The organism is Microthrixaceae bacterium, assembly GCA_016702505.1.
Lineage (GTDB): Bacteria > Actinomycetota > Acidimicrobiia > Acidimicrobiales > Iamiaceae > Aquihabitans.
On sequence record JADJDU010000014.1, the window covers coordinates 37,000 to 59,235 of the forward strand.

The 22,236-nt window shown below is 66.5% G+C and carries 20 protein-coding genes, 4 tRNA genes and 1 pseudogene; 13 read left to right on the top strand and 12 right to left on the bottom strand.

Going from position 1 to position 22,236, the window contains the following annotated elements; all coding sequences use genetic code 11:
* Position 1: 1 nt before the first annotated feature.
* Both IPG97_14315 and IPG97_14320 read right to left on the bottom strand, forming a co-directional pair.
* Positions 2 to 75 (bottom strand) — tRNA-Leu (locus IPG97_14315).
* A 13-nt stretch (positions 76 to 88) separates the two neighbouring features.
* The gene (locus IPG97_14320; GenBank protein ID MBK6857681.1) at positions 89 to 511 is read right to left on the bottom strand and encodes a VOC family protein; all 423 of its coding nucleotides are present in this window, start codon (positions 509 to 511) and stop codon (positions 89 to 91) included.
* A 161-nt stretch (positions 512 to 672) separates the two neighbouring features.
* Between IPG97_14320 and IPG97_14325 the strand changes: the two genes are divergently transcribed.
* Positions 673 to 1,266 (top strand): ATP-dependent Clp protease proteolytic subunit, encoded by a 594-nt coding sequence (locus IPG97_14325; protein MBK6857682.1) that lies wholly within the window; start codon positions 673 to 675, stop codon positions 1,264 to 1,266.
* A gap of 36 nt (positions 1,267 to 1,302) precedes the next feature.
* Here IPG97_14325 and IPG97_14330 read toward each other — a convergent pair whose 3' ends face one another.
* Positions 1,303 to 1,833, bottom strand: a complete 531-nt coding sequence (locus IPG97_14330) for a hypothetical protein (protein ID MBK6857683.1) — start codon at positions 1,831 to 1,833, stop codon at positions 1,303 to 1,305.
* Positions 1,833 to 2,537: a ribulose-phosphate 3-epimerase gene (gene rpe, locus IPG97_14335; protein MBK6857684.1), complete on the bottom strand. Its 705-nt coding sequence runs from the start codon at positions 2,535 to 2,537 to the stop codon at positions 1,833 to 1,835. Before rpe ends, IPG97_14330 begins: the two co-directional genes overlap by 1 nt.
* Positions 2,538 to 2,614: 77 nt before the next feature.
* Between rpe and IPG97_14340 the strand changes: the two genes are divergently transcribed.
* The 5 genes and pseudogenes from IPG97_14340 to IPG97_14360 all read left to right on the top strand — a co-directional run bounded on the left by IPG97_14340 (position 2,615) and on the right by IPG97_14360 (position 10,395).
* Positions 2,615 to 3,871 carry a class I SAM-dependent RNA methyltransferase gene (locus tag IPG97_14340; GenBank protein MBK6857685.1) on the top strand — a complete coding sequence of 419 codons (1,257 nt, stop codon included), beginning with the start codon at positions 2,615 to 2,617 and terminating at the stop codon, positions 3,869 to 3,871.
* Between the two features lie 14 nt (positions 3,872 to 3,885).
* Positions 3,886 to 4,934, top strand: a pseudogene (locus IPG97_14345) (alcohol dehydrogenase catalytic domain-containing protein).
* Positions 4,935 to 5,488: 554 nt separating this feature from the next.
* Positions 5,489 to 8,038 carry a hypothetical protein gene (locus IPG97_14350; protein ID MBK6857686.1) on the top strand — a complete coding sequence of 850 codons (2,550 nt, stop codon included), beginning with the start codon at positions 5,489 to 5,491 and terminating at the stop codon, positions 8,036 to 8,038.
* 951 nt (positions 8,039 to 8,989) lie between these two features.
* Positions 8,990 to 9,775: a hypothetical protein gene (locus tag IPG97_14355; protein MBK6857687.1), complete on the top strand. Its 786-nt coding sequence runs from the start codon at positions 8,990 to 8,992 to the stop codon at positions 9,773 to 9,775.
* Positions 9,772 to 10,395 carry a TetR/AcrR family transcriptional regulator gene (locus tag IPG97_14360; GenBank protein ID MBK6857688.1) on the top strand — a complete coding sequence of 208 codons (624 nt, stop codon included), beginning with the start codon at positions 9,772 to 9,774 and terminating at the stop codon, positions 10,393 to 10,395. The genes IPG97_14355 and IPG97_14360 overlap by 4 nt, the downstream gene beginning before the upstream one ends.
* A gap of 7 nt (positions 10,396 to 10,402) precedes the next feature.
* On the opposite strand, the gene IPG97_14365 is transcribed toward IPG97_14360, so the two are convergent.
* The gene (locus IPG97_14365) at positions 10,403 to 11,260 is read right to left on the bottom strand and encodes an alpha/beta hydrolase (protein ID MBK6857689.1); all 858 of its coding nucleotides are present in this window, start codon (positions 11,258 to 11,260) and stop codon (positions 10,403 to 10,405) included.
* Positions 11,261 to 11,328: 68 nt separating this feature from the next.
* On the opposite strand from IPG97_14365, the gene IPG97_14370 reads away from it, so the two are divergent.
* Positions 11,329 to 11,988, top strand: coding sequence for a DUF1272 domain-containing protein (locus IPG97_14370; GenBank protein ID MBK6857690.1), 660 nt, complete (start codon positions 11,329 to 11,331; stop codon positions 11,986 to 11,988).
* Between the two features lie 236 nt (positions 11,989 to 12,224).
* Here the strand turns inward: IPG97_14370 and IPG97_14375 are convergent, their stop codons facing one another.
* Both IPG97_14375 and IPG97_14380 read right to left on the bottom strand, forming a co-directional pair.
* A complete protein-coding gene (locus IPG97_14375; protein MBK6857691.1) occupies positions 12,225 to 13,400 on the bottom strand; it encodes a plasmid pRiA4b ORF-3 family protein in 1,176 nt (391 codons plus the stop codon).
* A 481-nt stretch (positions 13,401 to 13,881) separates the two neighbouring features.
* Positions 13,882 to 13,967: transfer RNA gene (locus tag IPG97_14380), tRNA-OTHER, on the bottom strand.
* Between the two features lie 172 nt (positions 13,968 to 14,139).
* Between IPG97_14380 and IPG97_14385 the strand changes: the two genes are divergently transcribed.
* The 5 genes from IPG97_14385 (at position 14,140) to IPG97_14405 (ending at position 18,299) form a co-directional block, all read left to right on the top strand.
* Positions 14,140 to 14,430 (top strand): nucleotidyltransferase family protein, encoded by a 291-nt coding sequence (locus IPG97_14385; protein ID MBK6857692.1) that lies wholly within the window; start codon positions 14,140 to 14,142, stop codon positions 14,428 to 14,430.
* Entirely contained in the window at positions 14,427 to 14,762 is a 336-nt protein-coding gene (locus IPG97_14390) for a DUF86 domain-containing protein (GenBank protein ID MBK6857693.1), read from the top strand. Before IPG97_14385 ends, IPG97_14390 begins: the two co-directional genes overlap by 4 nt.
* Positions 14,763 to 15,271: 509 nt before the next feature.
* Complete coding sequence (locus tag IPG97_14395) at positions 15,272 to 16,444, top strand: ImmA/IrrE family metallo-endopeptidase (protein MBK6857694.1); 1,173 nt, start codon at positions 15,272 to 15,274, stop codon at positions 16,442 to 16,444.
* On the top strand, positions 16,441 to 16,920 hold the full coding sequence (locus IPG97_14400) for a DUF4411 family protein (protein MBK6857695.1): 480 nt from the start codon (positions 16,441 to 16,443) through the stop codon (positions 16,918 to 16,920). Before IPG97_14395 ends, IPG97_14400 begins: the two co-directional genes overlap by 4 nt.
* A gap of 275 nt (positions 16,921 to 17,195) precedes the next feature.
* Entirely contained in the window at positions 17,196 to 18,299 is a 1,104-nt protein-coding gene (locus IPG97_14405) for a tyrosine-type recombinase/integrase (protein ID MBK6857696.1), read from the top strand.
* 382 nt (positions 18,300 to 18,681) lie between these two features.
* Here the strand turns inward: IPG97_14405 and IPG97_14410 are convergent.
* Both IPG97_14410 and IPG97_14415 read right to left on the bottom strand, forming a co-directional pair.
* Positions 18,682 to 18,757 (bottom strand) — tRNA-Glu (locus IPG97_14410).
* A gap of 41 nt (positions 18,758 to 18,798) precedes the next feature.
* Positions 18,799 to 18,870 (bottom strand) — tRNA-Gln (locus IPG97_14415).
* A gap of 173 nt (positions 18,871 to 19,043) precedes the next feature.
* Here IPG97_14415 and IPG97_14420 point away from each other — a divergent pair.
* On the top strand, positions 19,044 to 19,457 hold the full coding sequence (locus tag IPG97_14420) for a universal stress protein (protein MBK6857697.1): 414 nt from the start codon (positions 19,044 to 19,046) through the stop codon (positions 19,455 to 19,457).
* Positions 19,458 to 19,483: 26 nt separating this feature from the next.
* Here IPG97_14420 and IPG97_14425 read toward each other — a convergent pair whose 3' ends face one another.
* The 3 genes from IPG97_14425 to IPG97_14435 all read right to left on the bottom strand — a co-directional run bounded on the left by IPG97_14425 (position 19,484) and on the right by IPG97_14435 (position 22,233).
* Positions 19,484 to 20,323, bottom strand: coding sequence for an enoyl-CoA hydratase/isomerase family protein (locus IPG97_14425; GenBank protein MBK6857698.1), 840 nt, complete (start codon positions 20,321 to 20,323; stop codon positions 19,484 to 19,486).
* 74 nt (positions 20,324 to 20,397) lie between these two features.
* On the bottom strand, positions 20,398 to 20,772 hold the full coding sequence (locus IPG97_14430; GenBank protein ID MBK6857699.1) for a hypothetical protein: 375 nt from the start codon (positions 20,770 to 20,772) through the stop codon (positions 20,398 to 20,400).
* A 57-nt stretch (positions 20,773 to 20,829) separates the two neighbouring features.
* Complete coding sequence (locus IPG97_14435; protein MBK6857700.1) at positions 20,830 to 22,233, bottom strand: acyl--CoA ligase; 1,404 nt, start codon at positions 22,231 to 22,233, stop codon at positions 20,830 to 20,832.
* Between the last annotated feature and the right edge of the window lie 3 nt (positions 22,234 to 22,236).

A 22,236-nucleotide genomic window follows, 5' to 3' on the forward strand; every position in this document is an offset into this window, starting at 1 on the left:
GTGCCGACGGCGCGACTCGAACTCGCACTGGCCAGGACCTAAACCTGGTGCCTCTGCCAATTGGGCTACGTCGGCGGAACTGCGCAGCCTAGGACCCGTCGGCACCAACCGGTGCACACACCTCCAGTTCCATGCCGTCGACATCTCGGAAGAACAGCGAGTAGGTGTCGCCACCGAGGATCTGGATCTCTCCGATGTCGGCTCCGGCTCGTTCGAGGCGGTCCCGCACGTCTTCGAGGGCGGTTCGGTCGGCCACGGCCAAGCCGAAGTGGTCGATCGCACCCCTGGCGCCGATCCGACGCTGGTCGCCGATGATCTGGTCCGCACCCACCTCGAACACGTTCAAGGCTGCCCCGCCCCCCATGTCGATGATCGCCATTCGAGGATGGTCACCCTCAGCGGCCATCTCGAAGGTGGTTGGCGCGTCGAACACCTCCAGGTACCAGGCCTTGAACCGGTCCAGGTCAGTGGTGAGTGTGGCGATGTGGTTGAAACCGTTGGTCAACGGCATGAGGTGGGCTTCTCCTGGTCTGGGCGCATGCGTTCATGTTCGCGCCGCTGTGCTGTCGTGTCGACCGCCGGCGAAGCATGTGGTGCTCTCGACGATGGCCGCCCGGTCGGTTCTTGTCCGGGGGTGGGGCCGCTAGCCTGCCGCCCATGACGCAGCCGCCCATGATCACGCCCGTGGCCCAGGGGCCCGGGGGCTTCGACCCGGCCCAGGACATCTACAACCGCCTCCTCCGGGAGCGGATCGTGTTCCTGGGCACCGACGTCAACGACAACATCGCCAACCAATTGGCGGCACAGATCCTCTACCTCGATGGCCAGGACAGCGAGCAGGACATCTGGCTCTACATCAACTCACCGGGCGGGTCCATCTCGGCAGGCATGGCCATCTATGACACCATGCAGTTCGTCACCGCCGAGGTCGGCACCGTGTGCATGGGCTTGGCCGCGTCGATGGGTCAGTTCCTGCTCTGCGCTGGCGCGCCGGGCAAGCGCTTTGCCCTGCCTCATAGCCAGATCATGATGCACCAGCCCTCGGGCGGGTTTCAGGGTCAGGCTTCCGACATCGCCATTCAGGCTGAGCGGATGCTGTACATCAAGCGGCTCATGGCCGAACGGATCTCCTTCCACACCGGCCAGACCGTCGAGCAGATCGAGGAAGACTCCGAGCGAGACCGGTGGTTCACCGCCGAGCAGGCCAAGGACTACGGCATCATCGACAAGGTGATCACCGCTAGGGGCCAGCTCGACGACGAGTAGTCCCGGGCCCGGGACGGTCCGGGCGGTGACCCTCGGCTAGAGACCGCCCTCGGTACTTCCGCCGGTGGACTCCCCCGGGTCGGGGGAGTTACCGCCGGTGGTGGCCGAATCCTCGGGAACGGGCGTGTTCAACACGAGATCGCATTGGGTCAGGGCGTAGTTGGAAACGGCCAGGCCTGAGGTCATCGCCGAGCTGTGCTTCTTCACCGCTTTGGTGATGGAGGCAGCCGCGGCCTCCGGGTCGTTCGGGTTGTCTCGGACTCCGTCGATCACGGCCTGCACCAACGCAACCAAGGCTTCTACGTCAGAGCGGATCTCATCGGGGGCCGATCGCTCCAGCGCGGTGAAAGCCTCCTCGGCGTCGTCGAGGGCACGGTCGAGCTGGTCGGCATCCTGATCGGCGAAACCGGTGAGGACCGAAGCCAGAGAAGGCGTTCGGCGGAGGTCGCCGCAGAAATCCTCGGCGGAGGTCTTGGTTTCGGCCGTGCAGGCTCCGAGGAGCAGCACACCGGAGGTGAACAAAGTTCCGGCCCAGCCCAGCCGGCTCCTGTGGGGGCCGACGGTCATCAGGCCTGGTTGGCTTGGGCCGCTTCAGCGCGGGCTCGGAGGTCGGCGACGGCGTGCCCGAGGCCCTCGGGGTCGCGGTAGAGGGCACTGCCCGCCACCAGAACGTTGGCGCCAGCCGAGGTCGCTCCGGCGATGGTGGCCGGGCCGATCCCGCCGTCGACCTCGATGTCTACGTCGAGGCCACGCTCGACGATCAACGCCCGGAGGTCGGCGATCTTGGGTTCCATGGTGGCGATGTAGTCCTGGCCGCCGAATCCGGGGTTCACCGTCATGATCAGCACCATCTCGACCAGGTCGAGGACGTGTTCGATGGCGCTGATCGGTGTCGAGGGGTTGAGGGCTACCGCGGCTCCGGCCCCCGCGGCACGGACCTGTTCGAGGCAGCGGTGGAGGTGGATGGTGGCCTCGGCGTGGACGAGGAGCAGGTTGCAACCAGCTTCGACGTAGCGCTCCAGCAGCACCTCTGGGGTGTTGACCATGAGGTGGGCTTCGAAGGGGATCGAGACGTGGGGTCGGCAGGCCGCGATCACGTCGGGTCCGAAGGTGAGGTTGGGGACGAACTGCCCGTCCATCACATCCCATTGGATCCGGTCGACGCCTGCTTCCTGGAGGGCGATGCACTCCTCTCCGAGGCGGGAGAAGTCGGCGGGAAGCACCGACGGGGCGATCTGGACTGGACGGGGTGTGGTGGTCACGGCGGCCATCCTAGGAAGGTGAGGTGAACGGTTCGGAGCGGGCGTACTGGGCTGGCTTGTCGAGAGCGCCACCTAGGCTCCCGTGGGTGAACGGCCCCGTTGTCGCGCTTCGTACCACCACCATGGCCGTCGGCGGAGAGTCGGTGGCTCGCGATCAAGATGGTCGGGTCGTGTTCGTGGCCGGCGGTCTGCCCGACGAGGTGGTGCGGGCCGAGCTGTACGACGAGCGCAAGAAATTCGCACGTGCCGCGGTGACTGAGGTGGTGGAGCCGTCGCCGCTGCGGGTGAGTCCTCCATGTGTCCACGTCGGTCGCGGCTGTGGTGGCTGTGACTGGCAGCACGTAGCGGTCGAGGCTCAGTCCCGATTGCGAATCGACATGGTTAGAGACGTGTTGGCCCGTGACGGCGGAATCACCGATCCGGTAGTCGAAGCCGGGCCGGCTCTGGCTGCCGCTGCACTGCGGACCACGGTTCGGGGCACGACCGGAGCCGATGGTCGCTTTGCGTTTCGGCGCCGACGATCCAACGATCCGGTGGTGGTCGACTCGTGCTTGGTGGCCCACCCGCTGGTGGAGGAGTTGGTCGCCGACGGTCGCTTCGGTCGAGCCGAAGACGTGACCATCAGGGTCGGCGCTCGGACCGGTGAACGCATGGTCTTTGTGTCGCCCCGGGCGACGGGAGTGGTGGTACCCGACGGCGTCAAGGTCGTGGGGGCTGATCAACTGCGCAAGGGACGGCGGGCGTGGATCCACGAGCAGGTGGCCGGGCGCATCTGGCGGGTTTCGGCCGAGTCCTTCTTCCAGGCCAGCCCCGAAGGTGCAGAAGCGCTGGTGGCCGAGGTGCAGGCAATGGTCGACCGGTGGGCTCCCGACCACACCCGCCTGGTCGATCTGTGCTGCGGTGTGGGCTTGTTTGCCGGCACGATCCTGTCCGAGGAGCCGGGCCAGCGTGTGGTCGGCATCGAGCGCAGCGCCTCGGCGGTGGCCGATGCCCGGGTCAACCTGGCCGACGAGCCGGTGCGGGTGGTCAAGGTGGCACTGGGCAAGTGGCGTCCGTCGGCGGCCGATGTCGTGGTAGCCGACCCAGCTCGCAGTGGCCTGGCCCGCGCGAGGGTGTGGGCGGTGGCCGAGACCGGTGCGGCGCTGTGCGTATTGGTCAGTTGCGACCTGGCGTCGCTCGGTCGCGATGCCCGCCTTCTTGGTGAGGTCGGTTACCGCCATTGCGGCTCCAGGGTCCTGGATCTGTTCGGCCACACCGGCCAGGTTGAGGTGGTAACTGCCTTTGTGGCCGACCCCGATGATCTGGCCCGGTCGGTAGGTGGTGACGGGGGTGGTGAGGGGTGAAGGGTCAGGAGGTGATGCGGGCCTACCGGATCACCGACTGGTTGGCACCGGCGCGGCTCGTAGAGGTACCCAGACCTGACCCCGGACCTCATCAGGTCAGGGTCAGGGTCGGGGGATGTGGGCTGTGCCACAGCGACCTGGTGATGGGACAGATGGGCGAGGCGGTGGGCCGCGCCATTGGATGGACGGTGCCGTTCACCCTGGGCCACGAGACGGCAGGTTGGATCGATGGGATAGGACGAGACGTCGATCCGGCCTTGGGATTCAGCGACGGAGACCCGGTTGCTTTGGTCTCGCCGGCCTCGTGCGGGGCGTGTCGCTGGTGCGTGCGAGGTCAGGAGAACGCCTGTGGCCAGGGCCTGGTGGGAAGAGGGTACGGCCGTGATGGTGGACTGGCCGACTACGTGGTGGTGGACGACCCCGGGCGTTCACTGCTGGCCATTGGTGGGTTGGATCCGACGACGGCCGGTCCTTTGGTGGATGCTGGGGCCACCTCGCACCATGCGATCCGCCGGGTGCTGGCTGGTCTGCGTTCGGACAGCACCGTGGTGGTTGTCGGAGTGGGTGGCCTTGGGGATTCGCGGTCCAGTTGTTGCGTGCGTTGAGCCCAGCGCGGGTGGTGGCGGTCGACTCAAGTGCTCGTCGCCGCAAAGTGGCGCTGGACTGCGGCGCGCACCACGTCGTGTCCGGTGTGGACGGGGCCACGGCGTCGGTGTTGGGGGCGATAGTGGGTCGAGATCCGGTCGATGCGGTGCTCGACATGGTCGGAACCGACGACACCATCAGCTTTGCCACCGGGATCGTGTCTCCCGGTGGCTCGGTCGGCCTGGTGGGTGCCGCCGGGGGAACCCTGCGGCGTCCTTGGTTCGGTGGTCTGCCCCGAGACGGGCAGGTGTTCACGTTCCAGGGTTCTGATGTTGCCGATGCGCGGGGGGTGATTGCACTGGCGGGTCAAGGCTTGGTGCGCGTCGATGTCGACCGCTTCACCTTGACTGACGTAGGTAGGGCCTATGAGGCCCTTGAGTCGGGGGAGTTGTCGGGTCGGGCTGTGGTTCAGCCTTAGCTGGATCCGCCGAAAGGCACAGCCTTCCGGCGGAGTTCGGTCGTCGGTCTGCTGGCTGACGTCTTCGCTGTTGCGACCGGTAAAGCCGATCTCTGCAGGTCGGGGACTCCGCCACAAGGGGCTCTGCCCCCGAACCCCCGCCCAGCCCTCGCGTTCGGGATCGTCAGACAGCCGAACACCAGCGGTGGCCGTCCAGAGAACCGGCTTTGCCGGAGTGGCCATTGAGAATCGAGCAAAAGCCAAGTCCGATCGGTGGATCGAGGCTTAGGAGGCGAGCCAATAGGCGAGCCGACCCATGAATACGGCATGGATAAACCGAGGCGGAGCCTCGGTCTGATCACCCTCGCAGCGACGACGACTGGACCTCTCCGCTCGGGTCCTTGAGGCGCGCCTATTGCTTGCCTCGTTAGAACCAGAATCCGAGCAAAAGCTCAGATTATTGTGAGGCTTTCAGTTCATTTCATGGGTTTTTGCTCCATTAGCATGTTGCTCCGGTGAGTGAGAACGGTCACACTCTGTGCACCTGATGAATGCGTGGTCAACGAGGGGGACCAATGAAGCGAATCGTGATTGCCAGGGTGCTGGCCTTGTTCATGGCCGCATGTACGCCGCGGCTTATCCTGAGTCCCGGAGAAGGCGACATAGTCGCACCCGGGACGATTACCGTCACCGGCGAGATCCCCGACTACCTGGCCCAGGGCGGCACCCTGGTGGTCAACGGGATTCCCACCACCATCGGCCCGGACCGCAAGTGGTCCCAGGTCATTCCCACCTCGCCGGTAGGCAAGGTGACCGTCGTCCAGGCCATCTACACCGACCCCTACGGCTCGGCCCATCGCCAAGAGACCGCCGTGGTTGCCGGGCCCCGACTCGCCACCGGTGAGTACTCACCCAACGGTGTCGGCATGAACTTCACCTCCACCGGCCTGGCCAACCTGGGCCCGATCATCAACGATCTGGCCGGTGGGTCCTTCGACATCAGCGGCATGATCCTGGCGCAGGATCCGCTGATCCCCCCCACCGATGCCGGTAGCGGAGTGACCATCACCGGCAAGGCCTACGAGGCTGGCTCGTCGGGTATCACCCTCGATGCCCAGAGCACGGCCGGCGGCGTTCAGACCCACATCTCGGTCCAGGACCTCTACCTCGGGTTGGATCTCCAGCTCAGCGGGTTCATCAGCGGACCCTGCAAGCTCGAGTTGCAGGTCCCGGCGACCACCATCGATGCCACCTTCGACTTCGCCCCCAACGGTGACCAGGTCGATGTGAACCTCGTCGGTGCGCCCGTCGTCAACACCATCGGCGTCGACTACGAGTTCATCTCGGGCAAGTGCGATCCCAGCTCACCCATCCTTGGCAGCATCATCAGCTCACAGGCTGGTGGCGCCATCGAAGGGACCGTCAAGAACGGCTTCTCCAGCCAGCTCGGTGATCCTGACGGGTCCGGCCCGCTGGACTCGCCTGTTGCTGACGCCATCGAGACCGCCCTCTCGGGGATCTCGATTGCTGGTTCGGTGGGAGCCGCCGTGCAGGCCCACCTGAGCGCACCGTTCACCGCCATCACCGAGTCGGCCGCGGGTATCGACTTCCGCTCCAACGCCGACTTCTACGCCACCAAGGGAACCAACCCCGGGGACTGCAATGCTCCCCCTGGCGCCCCCAGCTTGCCCAACACGTTCAACACCCCTGGGGCCTACCCCACCATAGGTGGAACGACCCCTTCGGGGGATCCCTTCGGGCTCGGCCTGGTCATCTCAGCCTCGGCGTTCAACCAGATGCTGGGGGCCATGACCGAATGCGGCCTGCTCAACCAGGACATCACCGAGATCGCCCTGGGCGGAGCCCCCGTCCCGATCACCTCGACGGTGCTTGCCGCCCTGGTTCCCCAGTTCGGGACGGAGTTGCCACCAGGTACCCCGCTCCTCGTTCGGATCGATCCGGTGTTCAGCCCCTTCATCACCGAGGGCACCGGTCCCAACGGTGAGACCTCCGAGCTGATGTTGGCCGACCTGCGGATCAGCTTCGTGGAGCCCAAGGCCACCGGCGACGTCACCTGGCTCACCCTGGCCGTCGACTCGCCGCTCGGGTTCGACATGGCGTTCAACGCCGAGCAGTCGCTCCTGGCCCCGACCATCTCGGCACCCACCGCCGCATCGGTCACCGCCCGCCTCCTCGACAACCCGATCGGTGCCAACGAGGAAGCACTCGAGGCGTTCTTCCCGAACCTCTTCCCCATGTTCGTCGGCGGCCTGAGCGACAGCTTCGCAGCGTTCCCGCTGCCCAGCTTCTTGGGCCTGGACCTCGAGGTGGTCGAGATTGCTCGTCAGGGCAACTCTTATGTGCTCTACGCCAACCTCAACCCCACCCCTCAGACCCACCTGGCCAACGTGGTGGTACAGGACCTGAGCACGGTCGACTACGCGGTCGACTCGCTCAGCTGGGATTCGAAGGAATGGCGCCACCGTCTGCGCAAGCAGATCTCCACCAGTGAGGTGAACGTGAAGCTTGCAGGCATGATCGGCGCCGATGCTTGCTGCACTGTCGATGACGAGTGGGCCAACGCCTTCGCCGGCTACCGGGTCGACTTCCAGGTGGTGGCCGAGCCCGGTGCGGCCTGGCAGCTGGATTTGTCATCGGCGATCCGTGGTGCTCACCGAGCGGTGAGCGAGGGCGTGGGCGGCGGCTTCGGCGCCCAGTCCACCATCAGCGCCGTCAGGGCCTACTGGTCGATGGACGGTGGGTTGCCGAACAACCTCCACTTCGACGTGGGTAACGGTGTCGGCGGCGATCCCAACGAGACCACCCCGTGGCAAGGTGGCTGGTGCGGCTGCTCGTTCCACGAGCCTTTCGCCGGCTCGGCCAGCACTGTCATCAACGGAACCGGTACCCACTGGTTCAGCGTCGAGTTCGGGTTCGACCTGAACGCTTGGTCTGACTCCAAGGCGGCGTTCCCGGCCGAGGCCGGCAACGAGAGCGCCATCGTGTTCGGCGCGAACGATTCGCTGACCAACGGGTTCACCGCTGGCGACTACCCCGGCCAGGGCAACCGCCAGATCGCCGATGACGGCCACTACGGGACCATCAAGCTCACCCCATTGCCGTGAGCTAGGTCAGGTCAGACCGCTGGAATCCGGTAAGACCGGATCGCCAAGCTCGTGTCATCAGAACCCCCGGTTGTGTGCCCCAGGGCATCAACCGGGGGTTCTGTCATTAGGGACCCGAGCGGATAGGTCCAGGCGGCGCTACGAGGATGATCAGACCGAGGCTCCGCCTCGGTTTAGCCATGCCGAACTAATGGGTCGGCTCGCCAATCCGATCGGCTCCTAAGCGCCTTGGGTTATGTCACGGGGTAGCTGTCGGTGCTGGGGCCGAGGTTCGCGTCTGGGGATAGGTCGATGGCTCACCTCTGGCCCGATTGCTTCGGTCAGGCCCTTCGTTGACGATTGGGCCGAGCCTCAGTCGCGGTGACGGTAGGGCCGTGCTTGCGCATTTGCCCTCCAACCAGAAGCATGAAACCGACTAGAGTCGGTTTCATGGTTTCGAGGTCTCGCGTTGTCGTCGCTCCGTTCGTCCTCGTCATCGCGGCGGCGATCGTTTCGGCTTGCGGTGGTGGAGCGGGTGACACCGCGAGGGGGCGAGATGATCCCCGCACGTCCCTAATCCATCGATCGACCACCACATCTGCGCCGTCGGGTTCGCGTGACTCCGAGCATCTGACCATCGACTGTTTGGGCGACGAGAACTGTCCGGCGATCACCGTTGAGGGGGATCGCCCTGCCGTGTTGCCAACCGGAGCGCCATCGCCGCTACGGGGACTTTCCGATGCGACCATCAGGCGAGACCCGGTTACGGGGGTCTTGTGGATGGCCTACTCCTGGCCGAGCGTTCACGTGGGCGCCGCCGGGAAACGGGGTACAAGGGTTGAGACCCATTTGGCACGCAGCGCCGACGACGGTGTCACTTGGAGCTTCGCGGGGGTGTTGTGGCCGGCTGACAAGTCAGTCGACCCGGAAACGGGGACGGCAGGGTTCACGGACCATGAGGTACCGAACCTGTTGCCGGTTTTCGATGAGGAGGGCAAGTCGCTCCGGTGGGTCGGTGCCCGTCTGGATCTGTTCGTTCCCGAAGGAGGAACCCTGGCCAAACGCCCTGGGTCGAGCTTTCGGATCGCGGTCGCAGTCGGGCCCGACCCCGAAGCTCTGGCGTCGACAGTTCCGGTCATGCTCGGTAGCGCGGGCACCCATTCAGGGTGGGATGTCGACATCGACCTGACCGATCTGGACCCGTCACTTGGCCGGTGCACCCTTTGGAACGAACCTGCACTCCACTTCGATGGGAGCACCCTGTTCCTCGCCCTTCGCTGTTTACCAGTGGGGGGAGGCGGCCCAGACGTGGTGGACAGCTCGATCGAGGTGTTCGCCACCCGCCCTGAGGGGGATGCCTCGACTTGGCGCTGGGCCTACGCCGGTCGCCTGGCAGGCCACAGCGAAGCCGCTGAGCTCGGTGCCGATGGGCTCACCCAGCTCGAGCTGGCCGAGGCTCGAGACGGGACGCTCTTGGCCATCGTCACACCCGACCGGTGGGATGTGGCGCTACGTGAGTTCGTCCATGTTGGGCTGCGCGTCCTCGAGGTGGATTCGTTGGAGGATCCGAGCTTGGCTCGCGATGAGCAAGGGCGGCTGCTGATACGGGCCCAGGTCGACGCAAGCGACCTACAACCGTTCGGTCCAGGTGCAGGTGCCTACGAATCCACCGCTGAGCTTGGACTTGTCATGATGCGTCGAGTGATCGGCTCAGGTGGTTTGGTGGCATCGCTCCACGACACCGGAATCCATCCTTGACCGGCTCGGTAACGGCGGCCGCTCGTAGCGCACCGATCCAGGACCGTTCACGGCGAACTCGGGATCGCCTGGTGGTCCATGGCTGGGCGCTGTTCGTCGAGCGCGGCTTCGATGAGGTCACCGTCGATGACGTATGTGCGGTAGCTGAAGTGGCCAAGGGCACCTTCTACTTTCACTTTCCGTCGAAAGCAGCGCTGCTTGCGGCGGCGTTTCAGAGAAGTGACGACGAGATCGTGGAGTTCGCCGAGCGCCTGGTTGAATCGGGCAGGCCGTTCGGTCAGGTCGTTCTCGAGTTCGGGGAGCGAGCTGCGGCCAACACGCAGCCGATACCCAAGGATCTGGTGCGCCGAGCTGTCCTCGAGGCACTGGGTCACATCGGCTTTGGGCCCGCCGCCGAGCAGGGTGATTCCCGCCGAGCGGCCTTGACCCAGCTTGTCGGGTATGGCCGAGCCCGTGGTGAGCTGCTGGAAGATGTGGCCACGCGGGACGTGGTGATGACGCTCGGATGGGCCATCCTTCAAGGGATCCTCATCTGGTCGTCAACGGACGGTGACCGGCCCGGACTGGGAGACATTGTGCACAACCGTCTGGAGCGTGCGCTTCACGGGGTTGTGACCTGAGGGGGCTTCAGGCTGTTCGTCGGATGAAGTTGCGAATGGCAGCCATGGCTGCGTCGGGTTGATCGCGCCAGGCCCCATGGCCGCAATCGTCGAAGGTCATCAGGTTGGCGCGATCACCGAGCGCTTCGGCCACGGCCCTTGCGCCGGCGATGGGGGTGATTGGGTCCTGATCACCGGCGAGGATCAGAGTTGGCGACGTGATGTAACCCAGAACTGGCCGAAGGTCGAAGGTGTGGTGCTCGCCAGTGACCCAATGCTGGAACAGTTCGAAGTTGGCTCGTTCGAGGCTGCGGGCGGTGATGTCGGTGGCATCGGAGAGGATGCGCTGGTTGTACAGCGGCATGCAGGTGGAGAAGTACGAGCCCATGTTCTCCGGGCTGGGGTCAGCCCAAAAGGACGAGGCCGCCTCGGCTGCGGCAGGACCGCCGAGCCGGCCGAACTGGGCGACCACGGCTTCGGTGTTTGTGTACGCGGCAGTCGAATCGGCGATGATCCCACGGGCGTGACCGGGGTGCCGGGCCCCGTAGGCCAGCGCCACCATGCTCCCGAAAGACACGCCGTACACGTACGGCTGCTCGATCTCGAGGGCTTCGCAAAGGGCTACCACGTCGTCGGCCCACTGGGCGAGGGTCCAGGTGTCGGGGTCGCACCGATCGCTGCGGCCTTGGCCACGCTGGTCGACGTAGACGATCTGAGCCACGTCGGCGAGCGCTCCGAAGTCTGGTTTGAAGCTGGTGTGGTCGAAGCCCGGGCCACCGTGTAGCGCCAACAGCACAGGCCGCTCGCGCATAGATGGGCCGTCGGGGACCAGGCCCAACCCTTCGACGTCCACGAACAGTCGGCAATCTCCGATCGACACGCGCATGGCCGGGCACCATACCGGCACCGACATCTTTCGCTTCATGAACCGGCGGTGCCGTGGCAGGCTGGGGAATGCTCGAGATGCGTCCCAACTGTGAGAACTGCGACCGAGACCTCGCGCCTGAGTCGTTCGAGGCTCGAATCTGCTCGTTCGAGTGCACCTTCTGTGACCGCTGCGCCGACCACATCCTGGGAGGGATCTGTCCGAACTGCACCGGTGAGCTCTTGCCCCGGCCGGCACGTCCGTGCTGGCTCTTGGAAGGAGCGCCCGGGGCCGAGCTGCGGACCAACTCCGAGGTCGACGTCGACGCCCACCTCTCGATGTTGGCGAGTAGGGAAGTCGACGCCGACAGGGCTGGGGTGGTGCTGCGGCGGTACGTCGATGCCTGGCAAGGCGGTGACCTGGAGCGTCTCGTGGATTGCTATCACCCGGATTTCACCATCCACTACGCGGGCACCTCCCGCTTCGCCGGGGTCCACGCCGGACGAGACGCAGCTATCGGGGTGATGGCCGAGGTGTCGATCCTGGCGGCACGGGAGCTGTTGTCGGTCGACCAGGTCCTGGTGGACGATCGGGCAGGAGCTCTGGTGGTGACGGAGAGGCTGACCAGAGAAGGCGATTCCGTTGTGGTGCAGCGGACCTTGTTGTACCGGGTCAGTGAGGGCCGCCTAATCGAGTGCCACCTGCTCGAACACGATCAACCTGCCGTCGATCACATGTGGCGCCCATGAGGTACCCACCGAGAAATAGGGGGAACCATCTATGGCGGTCATAGCGGTAGACCGAGACGATCACCTCATGAACGAACACGCTTCACTCAGCTCCTCGCCGTCACGCTGCTCCTAACGACCGTGCCCACAGCGTGGGCACTGTTCAGACGGCGTCCGGCGGGTCTCGGCATGTCGAACACCTGTGACAGCCGGTAGCGGATTGGCGGCGAGGGCCTGTGCTGGTCGAGCGCCGTAGTTCAGATGTCGATGTTGGCGCTGCGGACGTTGGCCAGGTTCAGAGCGAAGTCGCTGGGGTCGAAGGTGGCCGGGTTGAAGCCAGAGCCGACGAGGTCGATCCGAGCGTCCGAAGCCCCGGGACGACCACTGAGTGACTCGAGGAGGTCTTGGTAGCCCCACGGCCCGCCGCAGTCCTCTGGTGGGCACGCCCTGCGGCCTCCGATGCAGGCGGGAACGGCGGTGCCCGGCTCCACCGTGCCGACCTTCTCGACAGTGACCTTGTGGCGCCAGTAGTCGCCGAAGTCGTAGGTGTAGTGGAACGAGGCCCCCTCGTCGGCGACGGCGTCGAGGCGAGTGGTGCGCTCATCGTTCGTCGACGGTCCGAAGTCCCAGTCCGGGTCGGGGATCCCGTAGCGGCGACGGCCGATCTCGAACTCGTGGAGGTGGTAGTTCCACCACCCGAACGCGGCCTGGATGACTTCGTGCAGCTCGGCGAGGGTGATCGATCCGTCGACGAGGATCCGCCGCCAGATCGGCGGCTTGGTGTTGTGAAGGGTGACCTTCAGCTGGAACACAGATTGAGCACCACTCGTCGGGTCAACGCCTTCGAGAACGGGGCTCACCGCATCTCTGGCCTTGCTCGGAGCGGGAGAGGTAACAGCGGGGAGGTCCATCCCGGGAAACAGGATCACCTCGGCCAAACCGCCGACGGGCGACGCGAGGCCTCCGACGAGCGCGGCAAGCGCTTGGTCGGGGAAGCCATCGCCCGAGCGCAGCGGACCGACCGGAGTACCGGCCATCCGCACGGACAGAGCGGTGAGGTCGCCATCGAACCAGTGCTCGCCCAGGAACGCGAACTCGTTCATCACCCCGACCACGCTGCGATCGTTGGTGGGAGCGATGCGCACCTCGGCCATGGCCTCCCGCTCTGCCTCGATGATGGCCGGGTCGACACCGTGCAGGCCCAGGATGCGAGCGATCTCGTCGGGCAGGCGGTCGAGAAGGTTCCCAGCCGGGGCGAGCGGCACGAACACCGGCAGGAACGTACGGGCATTGACCACCAGCGCCACCTGGGGCTTCCAGAACAGCGCCGTGGCGAACCAGTCGCCCAGCACCCCGGAAGACACATCATCGTCAACTGCAGCTGAGCCTTTCACTCGATCCCGAAGCTTCTTCGTTCCACGCACCACGAGCATCCCCGAAGTCTCTCAGGTAGACGGGAGCGCTCAGGTCGACTTGGCACGACGGAGACGCTCGTCCTCAGTACCGCAGGGACGCGGCGTGTTTGGTTGGAGGCGAACTAGCCGCCCGGTTCGTCCTGCCGGTGGTACCGGCCTGGTCCTCGGGCGGGGTTGGCGTAGGAGGTGAGGGGATGGCACGTTGGTCCTTGGTGCCACCAGTGGCCGGTGAGCCTCCGTCGCGGAGCGTTCACAACCGCGTTGGTGAGGTTCACACGTGGGTACGCCTGCGCTCGTGCCCTTCGAACTGAACCCTGATCAACGGTCAGGGCCGGTCGTGGCGGGCACAACACTGGGCACAATGGGCACAAACGCGGGGATTACGGGTGGTGTCGGGCTGATGCTGAGCGGTACAGGCTGGACGCTACCGACCGCCATAGATGACGACGAAGCCCCCCTGGACAGTGCGCACTTCTGCGCTTACCAGGGGCTTCGTGTCTGGCACCCCAACGGGATTCGAACCCGTGCCGCCACCTTGAGAGGGTGGCGATCCGGGCAGGTTCACACCCTGTCGGTACCGGCGGCGAGGTGGTGTTAGCCCAGGTCAGAGCCTATGAAACGTCGGCGCTTGAAGATCCGAGCGCTGACCGGCTGGGCACAACTTGGGCACAACCGCTCGACCTCGTGAACATCGGAGCGGGTCGCGGCGGGCGATCGCCGGAAGGCGCCCGCACGGCGCTCGTCGTACGCTTGGGGTATGGGAGCGCTGCGCGGCCGACTGGATGAGAGGCGTCAGGAGATCCTCGACGTCGTCCGGCGTCATCGAGGCCGTTCGGTGGCGCTGTTCGGCTCCGTTGCTCGTGGAGACGAGACCGCAAGCAGTGATGTAGATCTCCTCGTCGACTTCGAGGCCGACAGCTCCCTGTTCGATCTCCTCCACCTGCAAGATGAGTTGAGCGCGCTGCTCGGCTGCCCGGTCGACGTGGTGTCGGCCCGGGCGCTCAAGCCACGTGATGAGCACATCAGGGCCGAGGCCGTCCCCCTGTGACCCGGGGAGATGAGCTGCGGCTCGCCGACATCGTCGACGCGTGCCGCGAGATGTCGGAGGTGGTGGCCGTCGGCCGTGACGCCTTCCTGGCCGACAGGATCCGAGTTCGTGCGGCGGAGCGGCTCCTCGAGGTCATCGGCGAGGCAGCTAACGCTCTTGGCGTTGAGACCACCGATGAGTACCCCGAGGTGAACTGGCGGGACATCACCCGCTTGCGAATCGTCCTGGCCCACCACTACCAGCGCGTCGACTCGGAGCAGGTCTGGAACATAGCTGTGGCAGAGGTGCCCGCGTTGCTCCTGGCGATCTCCCCGGGCGAGATCCCGGGTTGAGGGGCGCGGCGCCGTCGAACGTCGTTGACGCTCTCCATCGGGCCCGCACCGGCCAGTGGCCCGGTGGCCGCGGGCGTAGCCGACCCAACCGAATTCTCGCTCGGCGACGACCTCGTCGTGGACACCTGAGCCACCACATCGAGGTCTTTCCGACCAACGAGGGCAGGGGTGGTGCCCTCGTGTGACTGGTCCCACGTCAACGCCATGGGGCGAAGGTGCCAGTGGGGTCTGCCGCTCCGGGCCAGCCGCCGCTGGCGCCAGCCTCTACGGCTCCACGAGCTCGATGCTGACAGCCGCCGCTCTCTCCTCGAGCGCCACAGCAGGTGCTCCACGTCCACCGCGCCGGAGACCCCAGATCTCCGCCGACGTTGTCTACCCGTGGTCCGAGCTGCCCGTCTTCCACGTGGACTGCGGCGCGTGCACGTACGGGATCCCGTAGCCGTGGAGCGCGCCTACGAAACTTCTAGGCTCGGATCCCACCGCATCGGCAAGTACGAAAGGGGTTCACGATGCCGTCGCAACTCGCACCTGTGACCCCCGATGTCCTGAAGTGGGCCCGCGAGTCGATAAATGTGTCTGTCGCCGAGGCCGCCAAGCGGGCGAAGGTCCCGAACCAGCGCCTTGAGGACTGGGAGCGCGGCGAGGGTATGCCGACCGTGGCCAAACTCCGCGACCTCGCCGACCTGTACCGGCGCCCTCTCGCCGTGTTCTTCCTCCCCGAGCCCCCTGCGGGCTACTCGACGATCCGGGACTTCCGCCGGCTCCCGGACCTCGCTGACCACACGTGGAGCCGAGCGCTCCACAAGGTCTACCGGCGCGCCGTCGACCAGCAGGAGACGATGGTCGAGCTCGCCGAAGACGACCTGGCACCCCAGGTACCGACCGCAGAGGTCACCGAGGACCCCGAGATCGTCGCCGGCCGGCTCCGCTCCGCTCTCGGTATCTCGATCGAGGAGCAGTTCAGCTGGCGGAAGCCCGAGGACGCCCTCAAGGGCTGGATCGAGGCTGTCGAGGACCTCGGTGTCCTCGTACTCCGCACCAGCGACCTCGACCTCGAGGAGATGCGTGGCTTCTCGCTGCCGCACGACGAGGCCCCCGTTGTCGTCGTCAACGCCCTCGACTTCCCCCGGGGCCAGGCGTTCACGCTCCTCCACGAGCTCGCCCACCTCGCGCTGCGCACGGCGGGACTCTGCGACACCTACGAGCCCGACGGAGCCGCCGACAAGCGGGTCGAGACGTTCTGCAACGCGGTCGCCGCCGCCATCGCGATGCCAAAGGAGGAGTTCCTCAAGGAATCGCTGGTTGCGCCCACCGGGGCGCGGTCGTGGGACCAAGCCGACCTCGTCGTGCTGAGCACCCGTTGGAGCGTCAGCACTGAGGCGATCCTGCGGCGACTCGTCACCTTCGGGCGGGCCACCCCCGCGTTCCATGGCGCCAAACGCGCCGAGTACCTCGCCTTCTACCGCAAGCACCGTGAGGAGGAGCGGGCGAAGCGCAAGGCCGCGAAGAAGAACGGCGGCCCGCCGCCGCACCGCATGGCTATCCGTGACCGGGGCGCGCCCTACGTGCGCACCGTTCTCGACGCGTACCACCGCGACGCCATCAGCCTGTCGTCGACCTCGTGGGCGCTCGGCTTGAAGGTGCGGCACATTCCTGCCACCGAGCGGGCGATTCGCAGGTGAGCGATGACGGGTACGTGTTCGACACGAGCGGGCTCCTCGACGGCTGGTCACGGCAGTATCCCGTCGATGTGTTCCCGGACCTGTGGGACAGCCTGTCGGACCTCATCGAGGACGGCCGCGGCCAGTCGCCGGAGGAGGTCCTGGCCGAGGCGAAGAAGCGTGACGACGGCCTCCACAACTGGATGAAGGTCCGCAAGGCCGAGCTCATCTACCCAACCGACATGGGCCTCATGCAAGAGGTCAAGTTGATCCTCGCCGAGCACAAGCTCATTACGAAGCCCGGGACTGGCCGCAACGCCGCCGATCCCTTCGTCATCACCCTCGCCGCGATCAGCGGCAGGGCGGTGGTGACCGGCGAGCAGGGCGGCAGCACCTCGAAGCCGAAGATCCCGTCGGTGTGCGCCGCATGGGGCGTCGAGTGCATCAACTTCCTCGAGTTCATCCGCCGCGAGGGCTGGACGTTCCGCCGGACCTGACCGCCGAGTGGGATCGAGATGCGCGAGCGAATCGTAAGCTCTGCGGCTCGGTGCTTCCGCGCCCGTATGGGCCGACCGGGACTGGCACACGGATGCGCCGGTCCCGATGCGGTCTCACCGGGGGAGCATCGGCGACCGGTGGCTCTCGGAAGCGTTGACCGCACGTCGCCGGGGTGGACACACTGGCTCCACCTGTTCGAGGCTCGCAGGTTGTTGGCGGAGACGAGCTTCCTCCCGTTGGTTCGGCGCGACGTGTGCGCCAGGAGGAAGTTCTCATGGCTGGCTACAGCCGCCGCAAGCCGCTGGTGTCGTTCAAGTACGGCACCCGCATTTACGCACCCTCGGAGGGTGAACGTCGATACCGGGTCGTCGCCACCGACGCCGATGGCCAGCGGGTGTTCCACAAGTGCTCCAGTGAGGAGGCCGCCCGGCAACGTGCTCGCGAGATCGAGGGTCGCCTCGCTGGGTCGGTGCTGCTGCCTGGGCGGGCGAACGCGCCGACGACCGTCGGCAGGTTGATCGACCGCTACCTGGTGAGCTTGTCGTCTCGGTCGACCCGCTACGCCGAGCGGCAGGAGTACCTGTTGCGCATGTGGGTTCGGCCGGTGCTCGGCGATCACGCGCTGTCGGCGTGGACGCCGTCGGATTCCGAGGCGGTGCTCGATCGGGCCCGTCGGACCCTCGCGCCGTCGACGGTGCAGAACGTGGGCTCGGCCATGCGGGCGCTGGTGACCTTCGGGTTCAAGAACCGGTGGATCCCGCGGGAGGCCGATCCGATGTGGCTGGTCCGCTACAGCCCGACCGCCGAGGTGCAGGGCCAGGCGATCGGGTTCATCCCGCGGTCGTCGCTGCCCACCGATGAGGAGTGCAGCCGCCTGTTCGAGGCTCTCGACGCGGCGGAGCAGCCGGCGTGGTCGCTGGCCATGCAGCTCAAGCACCGGTCGGGGCTGCGGTGGGGTGAGCTGATAGCGCTGCGCCCGGTCGACCTCGACCTCGAGCCGCAGCGGGTCGTGCGGGTCCACCGGGCCGTCGAGCAGTCCCGCCAGGGCTTGACGATCAAGGGCACCAAGAACCGCCAGCGCCGGGTGTCGACCTTCCCGGCGAGCCTCGTCGGACCTCTCCAGGAGTGGTCGGGCCAGGTCGAACGCGCCCGCGGGCGCGAAGGTCTGCTGTTCCCCGGCACCGACGGCGGCTTCGCCAACCGGCGGACGTTCCAGCGGATCTGGGCACGAGCGGCCCGAGACGCCGGCTGGCCTTCTCGACCCGGCGGTGGTGGCCACCGTCCTCGGCCACGCCAACGCCGCGTTCACCCTCTCCCGCTAGTCGGCGTCCGAGGCGACCTGAGCACCACCGTCACCGCGGCCACGGAGGGCTGGTGAAGATGCGATCGCTATGGCCGATCGCCGCGACGCCCTGACCAGGGGAGGACCGGCCAACGGGCTAGCCAACGGGATAGGTAGCGGGATACCCCTGGGGCCAGATCGGCAACCTCGCCCGGGTGGTGGGTGGGCGAACGGGCTCGGGGCGCTGGCACGACCGGGCATCGCGGTGCGGTGGTCGTCATCTGGTGGGGGAGGAGGTGGTGTGAGTCCGTCATGCGCTGGGCGTCCGACACCACGAGCAGGCCAATGCCGGTGCCGGCTGCCCAGGCGCCATCCACAGCACTCGGTGGTACTCGGCGGAGCGCTCGCGCTGGCCCCGGAAACGACGAAACCCCTGGTCAGCTGGCCTTTGCAGGCTGCTCGCCAGGGGCTTCGTGTCTGGCACCCCCAACGGGATTCGAACCCGTGCCGCCACCTTGAGAGGGTGGTGTCCTAGGCCGCTAGACGATGGGGGCGAGATCTTCAGTTGTGCCGGCGAGAAACCTAGCCGGGTGAGCTCGGGGGGGAGGACTCGAACCCCCAATGACTGGACCAGAACCAGTTGTGTTACCGATTACACCACCCCCGAACGGGTGGACGGTCAGACTAGCCGTACCCCCGCTCGCCACGGAAAACCGGTTTGGCCTCAGTGTTTGGCCTCAGTGCCTGGCCGCAATCTCGGATCGTGAGAAGCTGTGCTGGTCGCGGTTGGGGCCCGATTTGTAGGACAATGGGCATTCATCGTCACGGGAGGAAACACCAATGAGCACCGACATCGTGGTCGGAATCGACGGATCCGAGAACTCCGAGCTGGCCTTCAAGTGGGCGCTCGACGAGGCCGAGGTTCGGGGGGCACGGGTCCGGTGTGTGCTGACCTGGACCTACCTGGGTCAGAAGGGAAGCCAGCTCGGGCCGCTCACCACAGAGGATGATGCCCAGCGATTCCTCTCCGATTTCGTTGATCGGGTGGCAGGCGAGCGCAGCGGTCTGGTCGACCCGGTTACCGTCAACGACCTTCCGGCTCAGGGCCTGCTGGATCAGGCGGCATCGGGGGCGGCGCTGATGGTGGTTGGATCGCGAGGACTTGGTGGCGTGAAGGGCATCGTCCTCGGGTCGGTCAGCCGGACGGTGGTGGAGCGTTCACCGATCCCGGTGGTCGTGGTCCCCCACGCCTGAGCGGCCCAGCACGCGGCCGGGTCCGGTCACCAACCTCGGTAGACCGGTTGACGGCGTTCCACGAAGGAAGCGACACCCTCGTTGGCGTCGACCGTGTTCATGTTCATCTCCTGAGCCACAGCCTCCTCGTGGAACGCGGTGGCGCGGTCTGAGTCCAAGGAGCGGTTGACCAGCCATTTGGTCAGGGCCAGCGACCTTGTGGGGGCCTGGGCAAGGCGGTCGGCCCATTCCTCGACGGCAGCGTCCAGCTCATCGGCTGGCACGACCCGGTTCACCAGGCCCAGGGTGGCAGCCTCGTCCGCGGACAGATCGTCGCCGAAGAACAAGAGCTCCTTGGCCTTGCGGATGCCCACCATCCGAGGCAGGAGGTAGGCGCCACCGCCGTCGGGGACGAGACCTCGACGGACGAACACCTCGATGAAGCGGACGCCATCGGCGGCGACCACCAGGTCACAGGCCAAGGCCAGGTGGGCCCCGATCCCAGCCGCGGTTCCGCCTACCTTGGCGATCACCGGCTTCTCGCAATCGAGCACCGCGGTGATGAGCGCCTGCGCGCCCTCGCGGATCATTTTCGCCACCTCGCCGGTGGCCCGCTTGGGGGCATCGTCAGGCCGGGGAGCGGGGGGCCGTGGGGCTCGCAGGTCGGCGCCGGTGCAGAACGAGTCGCCCGAGGCGGAAAGGACCACCGCTCGCACGTGGAGGTCGGTGCTTGCCTCGGCCAGCAGCGCGATCACCCGGTCGCGCTGGTCGGGGCTGATGGCGTTCTTGACGTCAGGCCGGTTGAGGGTGATCCACGCCACGCCCCGGTCGTCGACGTGGTGAAGGACCTGCTCGGTCAGGGGAAGGTCGATCGAAGGGGTGGTCACGGCGCACTCTCCTTGGCTTGGGTGGAGGGAGCGTACGCCGTGACCTGACGACCCGTCAGATCAGGTGGTGGCGTTCAGAACTGGAACGGGTTGAAGCCGCACTCGGCTTCGATCACCTTCAGGAGACGCTGGAAGGCAGGCTGCATTGCGGTGCTGCGCTCCTGGATGCCAGCTGCGTCGGCCGGGTTCTCGTCGCGGTACTTCACGAAATCGATAACCAGTTGGAAGTCGGCCTGGAGCTCCTCGGGAGCAGCGGCCATCTGGGCCTCGGCAGACGCCAACTGCTCGGAGGTGGTGGCGTTCTGGCCTTCTCGAGCGGCTTCACAGAGCTTCTCGTACTCGGAGCGCACCCCGGAGGACTCTTCCTTGGAGTCCTTCGAGCAGCCGACCATCAAGACACTGGCGGCAAGTGCGGCAGAAAGCAGGATTCGGGGGGTGCGGTTAGCCATGGCAGTAGAGCTTGTCACACCAAGGGGGTCCCGCTATCGACACCGTCGTCCTCTCCGTCAGCGGGTGGGCGTCGGCGTTCCGGGGTCGATGAGCTGGCCCAACGCAACCCGGTCCACCTTCTGCATGGCGGTCAGTGGCAGTGACGACACCAGGACTAGGTCTTCGGGCAGCTTGAAGTGGGCAAGGTGTCCAGCACCGTGAGCTCGTAGATCTGCCAGTGCGGGAGGTTGGTCGGGGTCGACAGGGACGACGACGGCCACCCCCACCTCGCCCAACACGTCATCAGTTCGGGGCACCACCGCCACCTCGGCCACGGCCGGGTGAGTGCCGAGCACGGCAGCTACCTCAGCAGGGAAGACGTTGTAGCCGCCGCGGATGTACATCTCGCTGAGGCGCCCGGTCATGGTCACGTTTCCGCCGGCGTCGATGGACCCCAAGTCTCCGGTTCGGAGCCATCCGTCGACCAGGACATCGGCGGTCGCCTCGGGATCACCCCAATAACCCGAGGTGACGGCCCGGCTCTTCAACCACAGTTCGCCCACCTCTCCCGGCGGGACCGGTGACCCCTCGGGGTCGCGGGCCTCCACGTACATCCCCGGTCGGGGTCGACCCACCGTGTGGAGGGCGATCGCGTCGGGGTCGTCGGGTGATGTGGCCGTTCCCACCCCGCCGCCCTCGGTGGAGGACCAGCGGATGGAGTAGCCGGAGTTGAAGCGTTCCCGGGCGTCGGTGACCAACGCCGGTGGAGAAGCGGCACCACCCACCACCAGCAGCTTCACGCAGGCGAGGTCTCGTCGATCGAAGTCGGGATCGCGCAACAGCAGCGCGATCTGAGGGGCCACCGCCCCAATGGTTGTGATCCCGGTTCGTGCCACCAGATCCAGGACATCGCCGGCCCGCCACCGATCCAGTAGGTGGGTGGTGGTACCCATGCGCAGGTACCAGGCCAGCTTGGTGGTGAACCCGACGTGGGCGAACTGGGTGGAGCCGTACTGGGCTATGGGCGCTGATCCCCACCTTTCGCCCACGTCGTAGTTGGTTATGGCCGTCAACTGCCGGTCGGTGAACCACGCCCCCTTTGGTGTACCGGTGGTGCCGGAGGTGAACACGACGGCGACGGGTCGGTCGGGGTCGTTGGGCGGGGTGTCGGGCCGGTGTCCACGTCGGGCAAGCCCGGTTACGTCTTCGGGGGAGGCCAGCACCAGATCGGGTTCGACCCGGGCCAGGCATGCGTCCCTCTCGGATGCGGTCAGCCTCGGGTTCACGCCGGCGGTGGTGGCCCCGACCTTGGCCGCGGCGATCTGGGCCAGAACCCACCACGATGTCGAGCCGAGGGTCAGCGAGGCGATCTCGTCGGAGCGCTCGTGAAGCTCTCGGTAGGTGAGGTTGGTGCCGTCGTGGTCCACAAACGCTGGACGGTCACCGAAGCGATGAGCTGCTTCGGCGACGGTGGCGGCCAGGTA

What these genes read in the sequence shown, in the direction of transcription:
- IPG97_14320 (MBK6857681.1), bottom strand. Translation starts at nt 511, where the DNA reads ATGCCGTTGACCAACGGTTTCAACCACATCGCCACACTCACCACTGAC.
- IPG97_14325 (MBK6857682.1), top strand. Translation starts at nt 673, where the DNA reads ATGATCACGCCCGTGGCCCAGGGGCCCGGGGGCTTCGACCCGGCCCAG.
- IPG97_14330 (MBK6857683.1), bottom strand. Translation starts at nt 1,833, where the DNA reads ATGACCGTCGGCCCCCACAGGAGCCGGCTGGGCTGGGCCGGAACTTTG.
- rpe (MBK6857684.1), bottom strand. Translation starts at nt 2,537, where the DNA reads ATGGCCGCCGTGACCACCACACCCCGTCCAGTCCAGATCGCCCCGTCG.
- IPG97_14350 (MBK6857686.1), top strand. Translation starts at nt 5,489, where the DNA reads ATGAAGCGAATCGTGATTGCCAGGGTGCTGGCCTTGTTCATGGCCGCA.
- IPG97_14365 (MBK6857689.1), bottom strand. Translation starts at nt 11,260, where the DNA reads ATGCGCGTGTCGATCGGAGATTGCCGACTGTTCGTGGACGTCGAAGGG.
- IPG97_14370 (MBK6857690.1), top strand. Translation starts at nt 11,329, where the DNA reads ATGCTCGAGATGCGTCCCAACTGTGAGAACTGCGACCGAGACCTCGCG.
- IPG97_14375 (MBK6857691.1), bottom strand. Translation starts at nt 13,400, where the DNA reads ATGCTCGTGGTGCGTGGAACGAAGAAGCTTCGGGATCGAGTGAAAGGC.
- IPG97_14385 (MBK6857692.1), top strand. Translation starts at nt 14,140, where the DNA reads ATGGGAGCGCTGCGCGGCCGACTGGATGAGAGGCGTCAGGAGATCCTC.
- IPG97_14395 (MBK6857694.1), top strand. Translation starts at nt 15,272, where the DNA reads ATGCCGTCGCAACTCGCACCTGTGACCCCCGATGTCCTGAAGTGGGCC.
- IPG97_14405 (MBK6857696.1), top strand. Translation starts at nt 17,196, where the DNA reads ATGGCTGGCTACAGCCGCCGCAAGCCGCTGGTGTCGTTCAAGTACGGC.
- IPG97_14420 (MBK6857697.1), top strand. Translation starts at nt 19,044, where the DNA reads ATGAGCACCGACATCGTGGTCGGAATCGACGGATCCGAGAACTCCGAG.
- IPG97_14430 (MBK6857699.1), bottom strand. Translation starts at nt 20,772, where the DNA reads ATGGCTAACCGCACCCCCCGAATCCTGCTTTCTGCCGCACTTGCCGCC.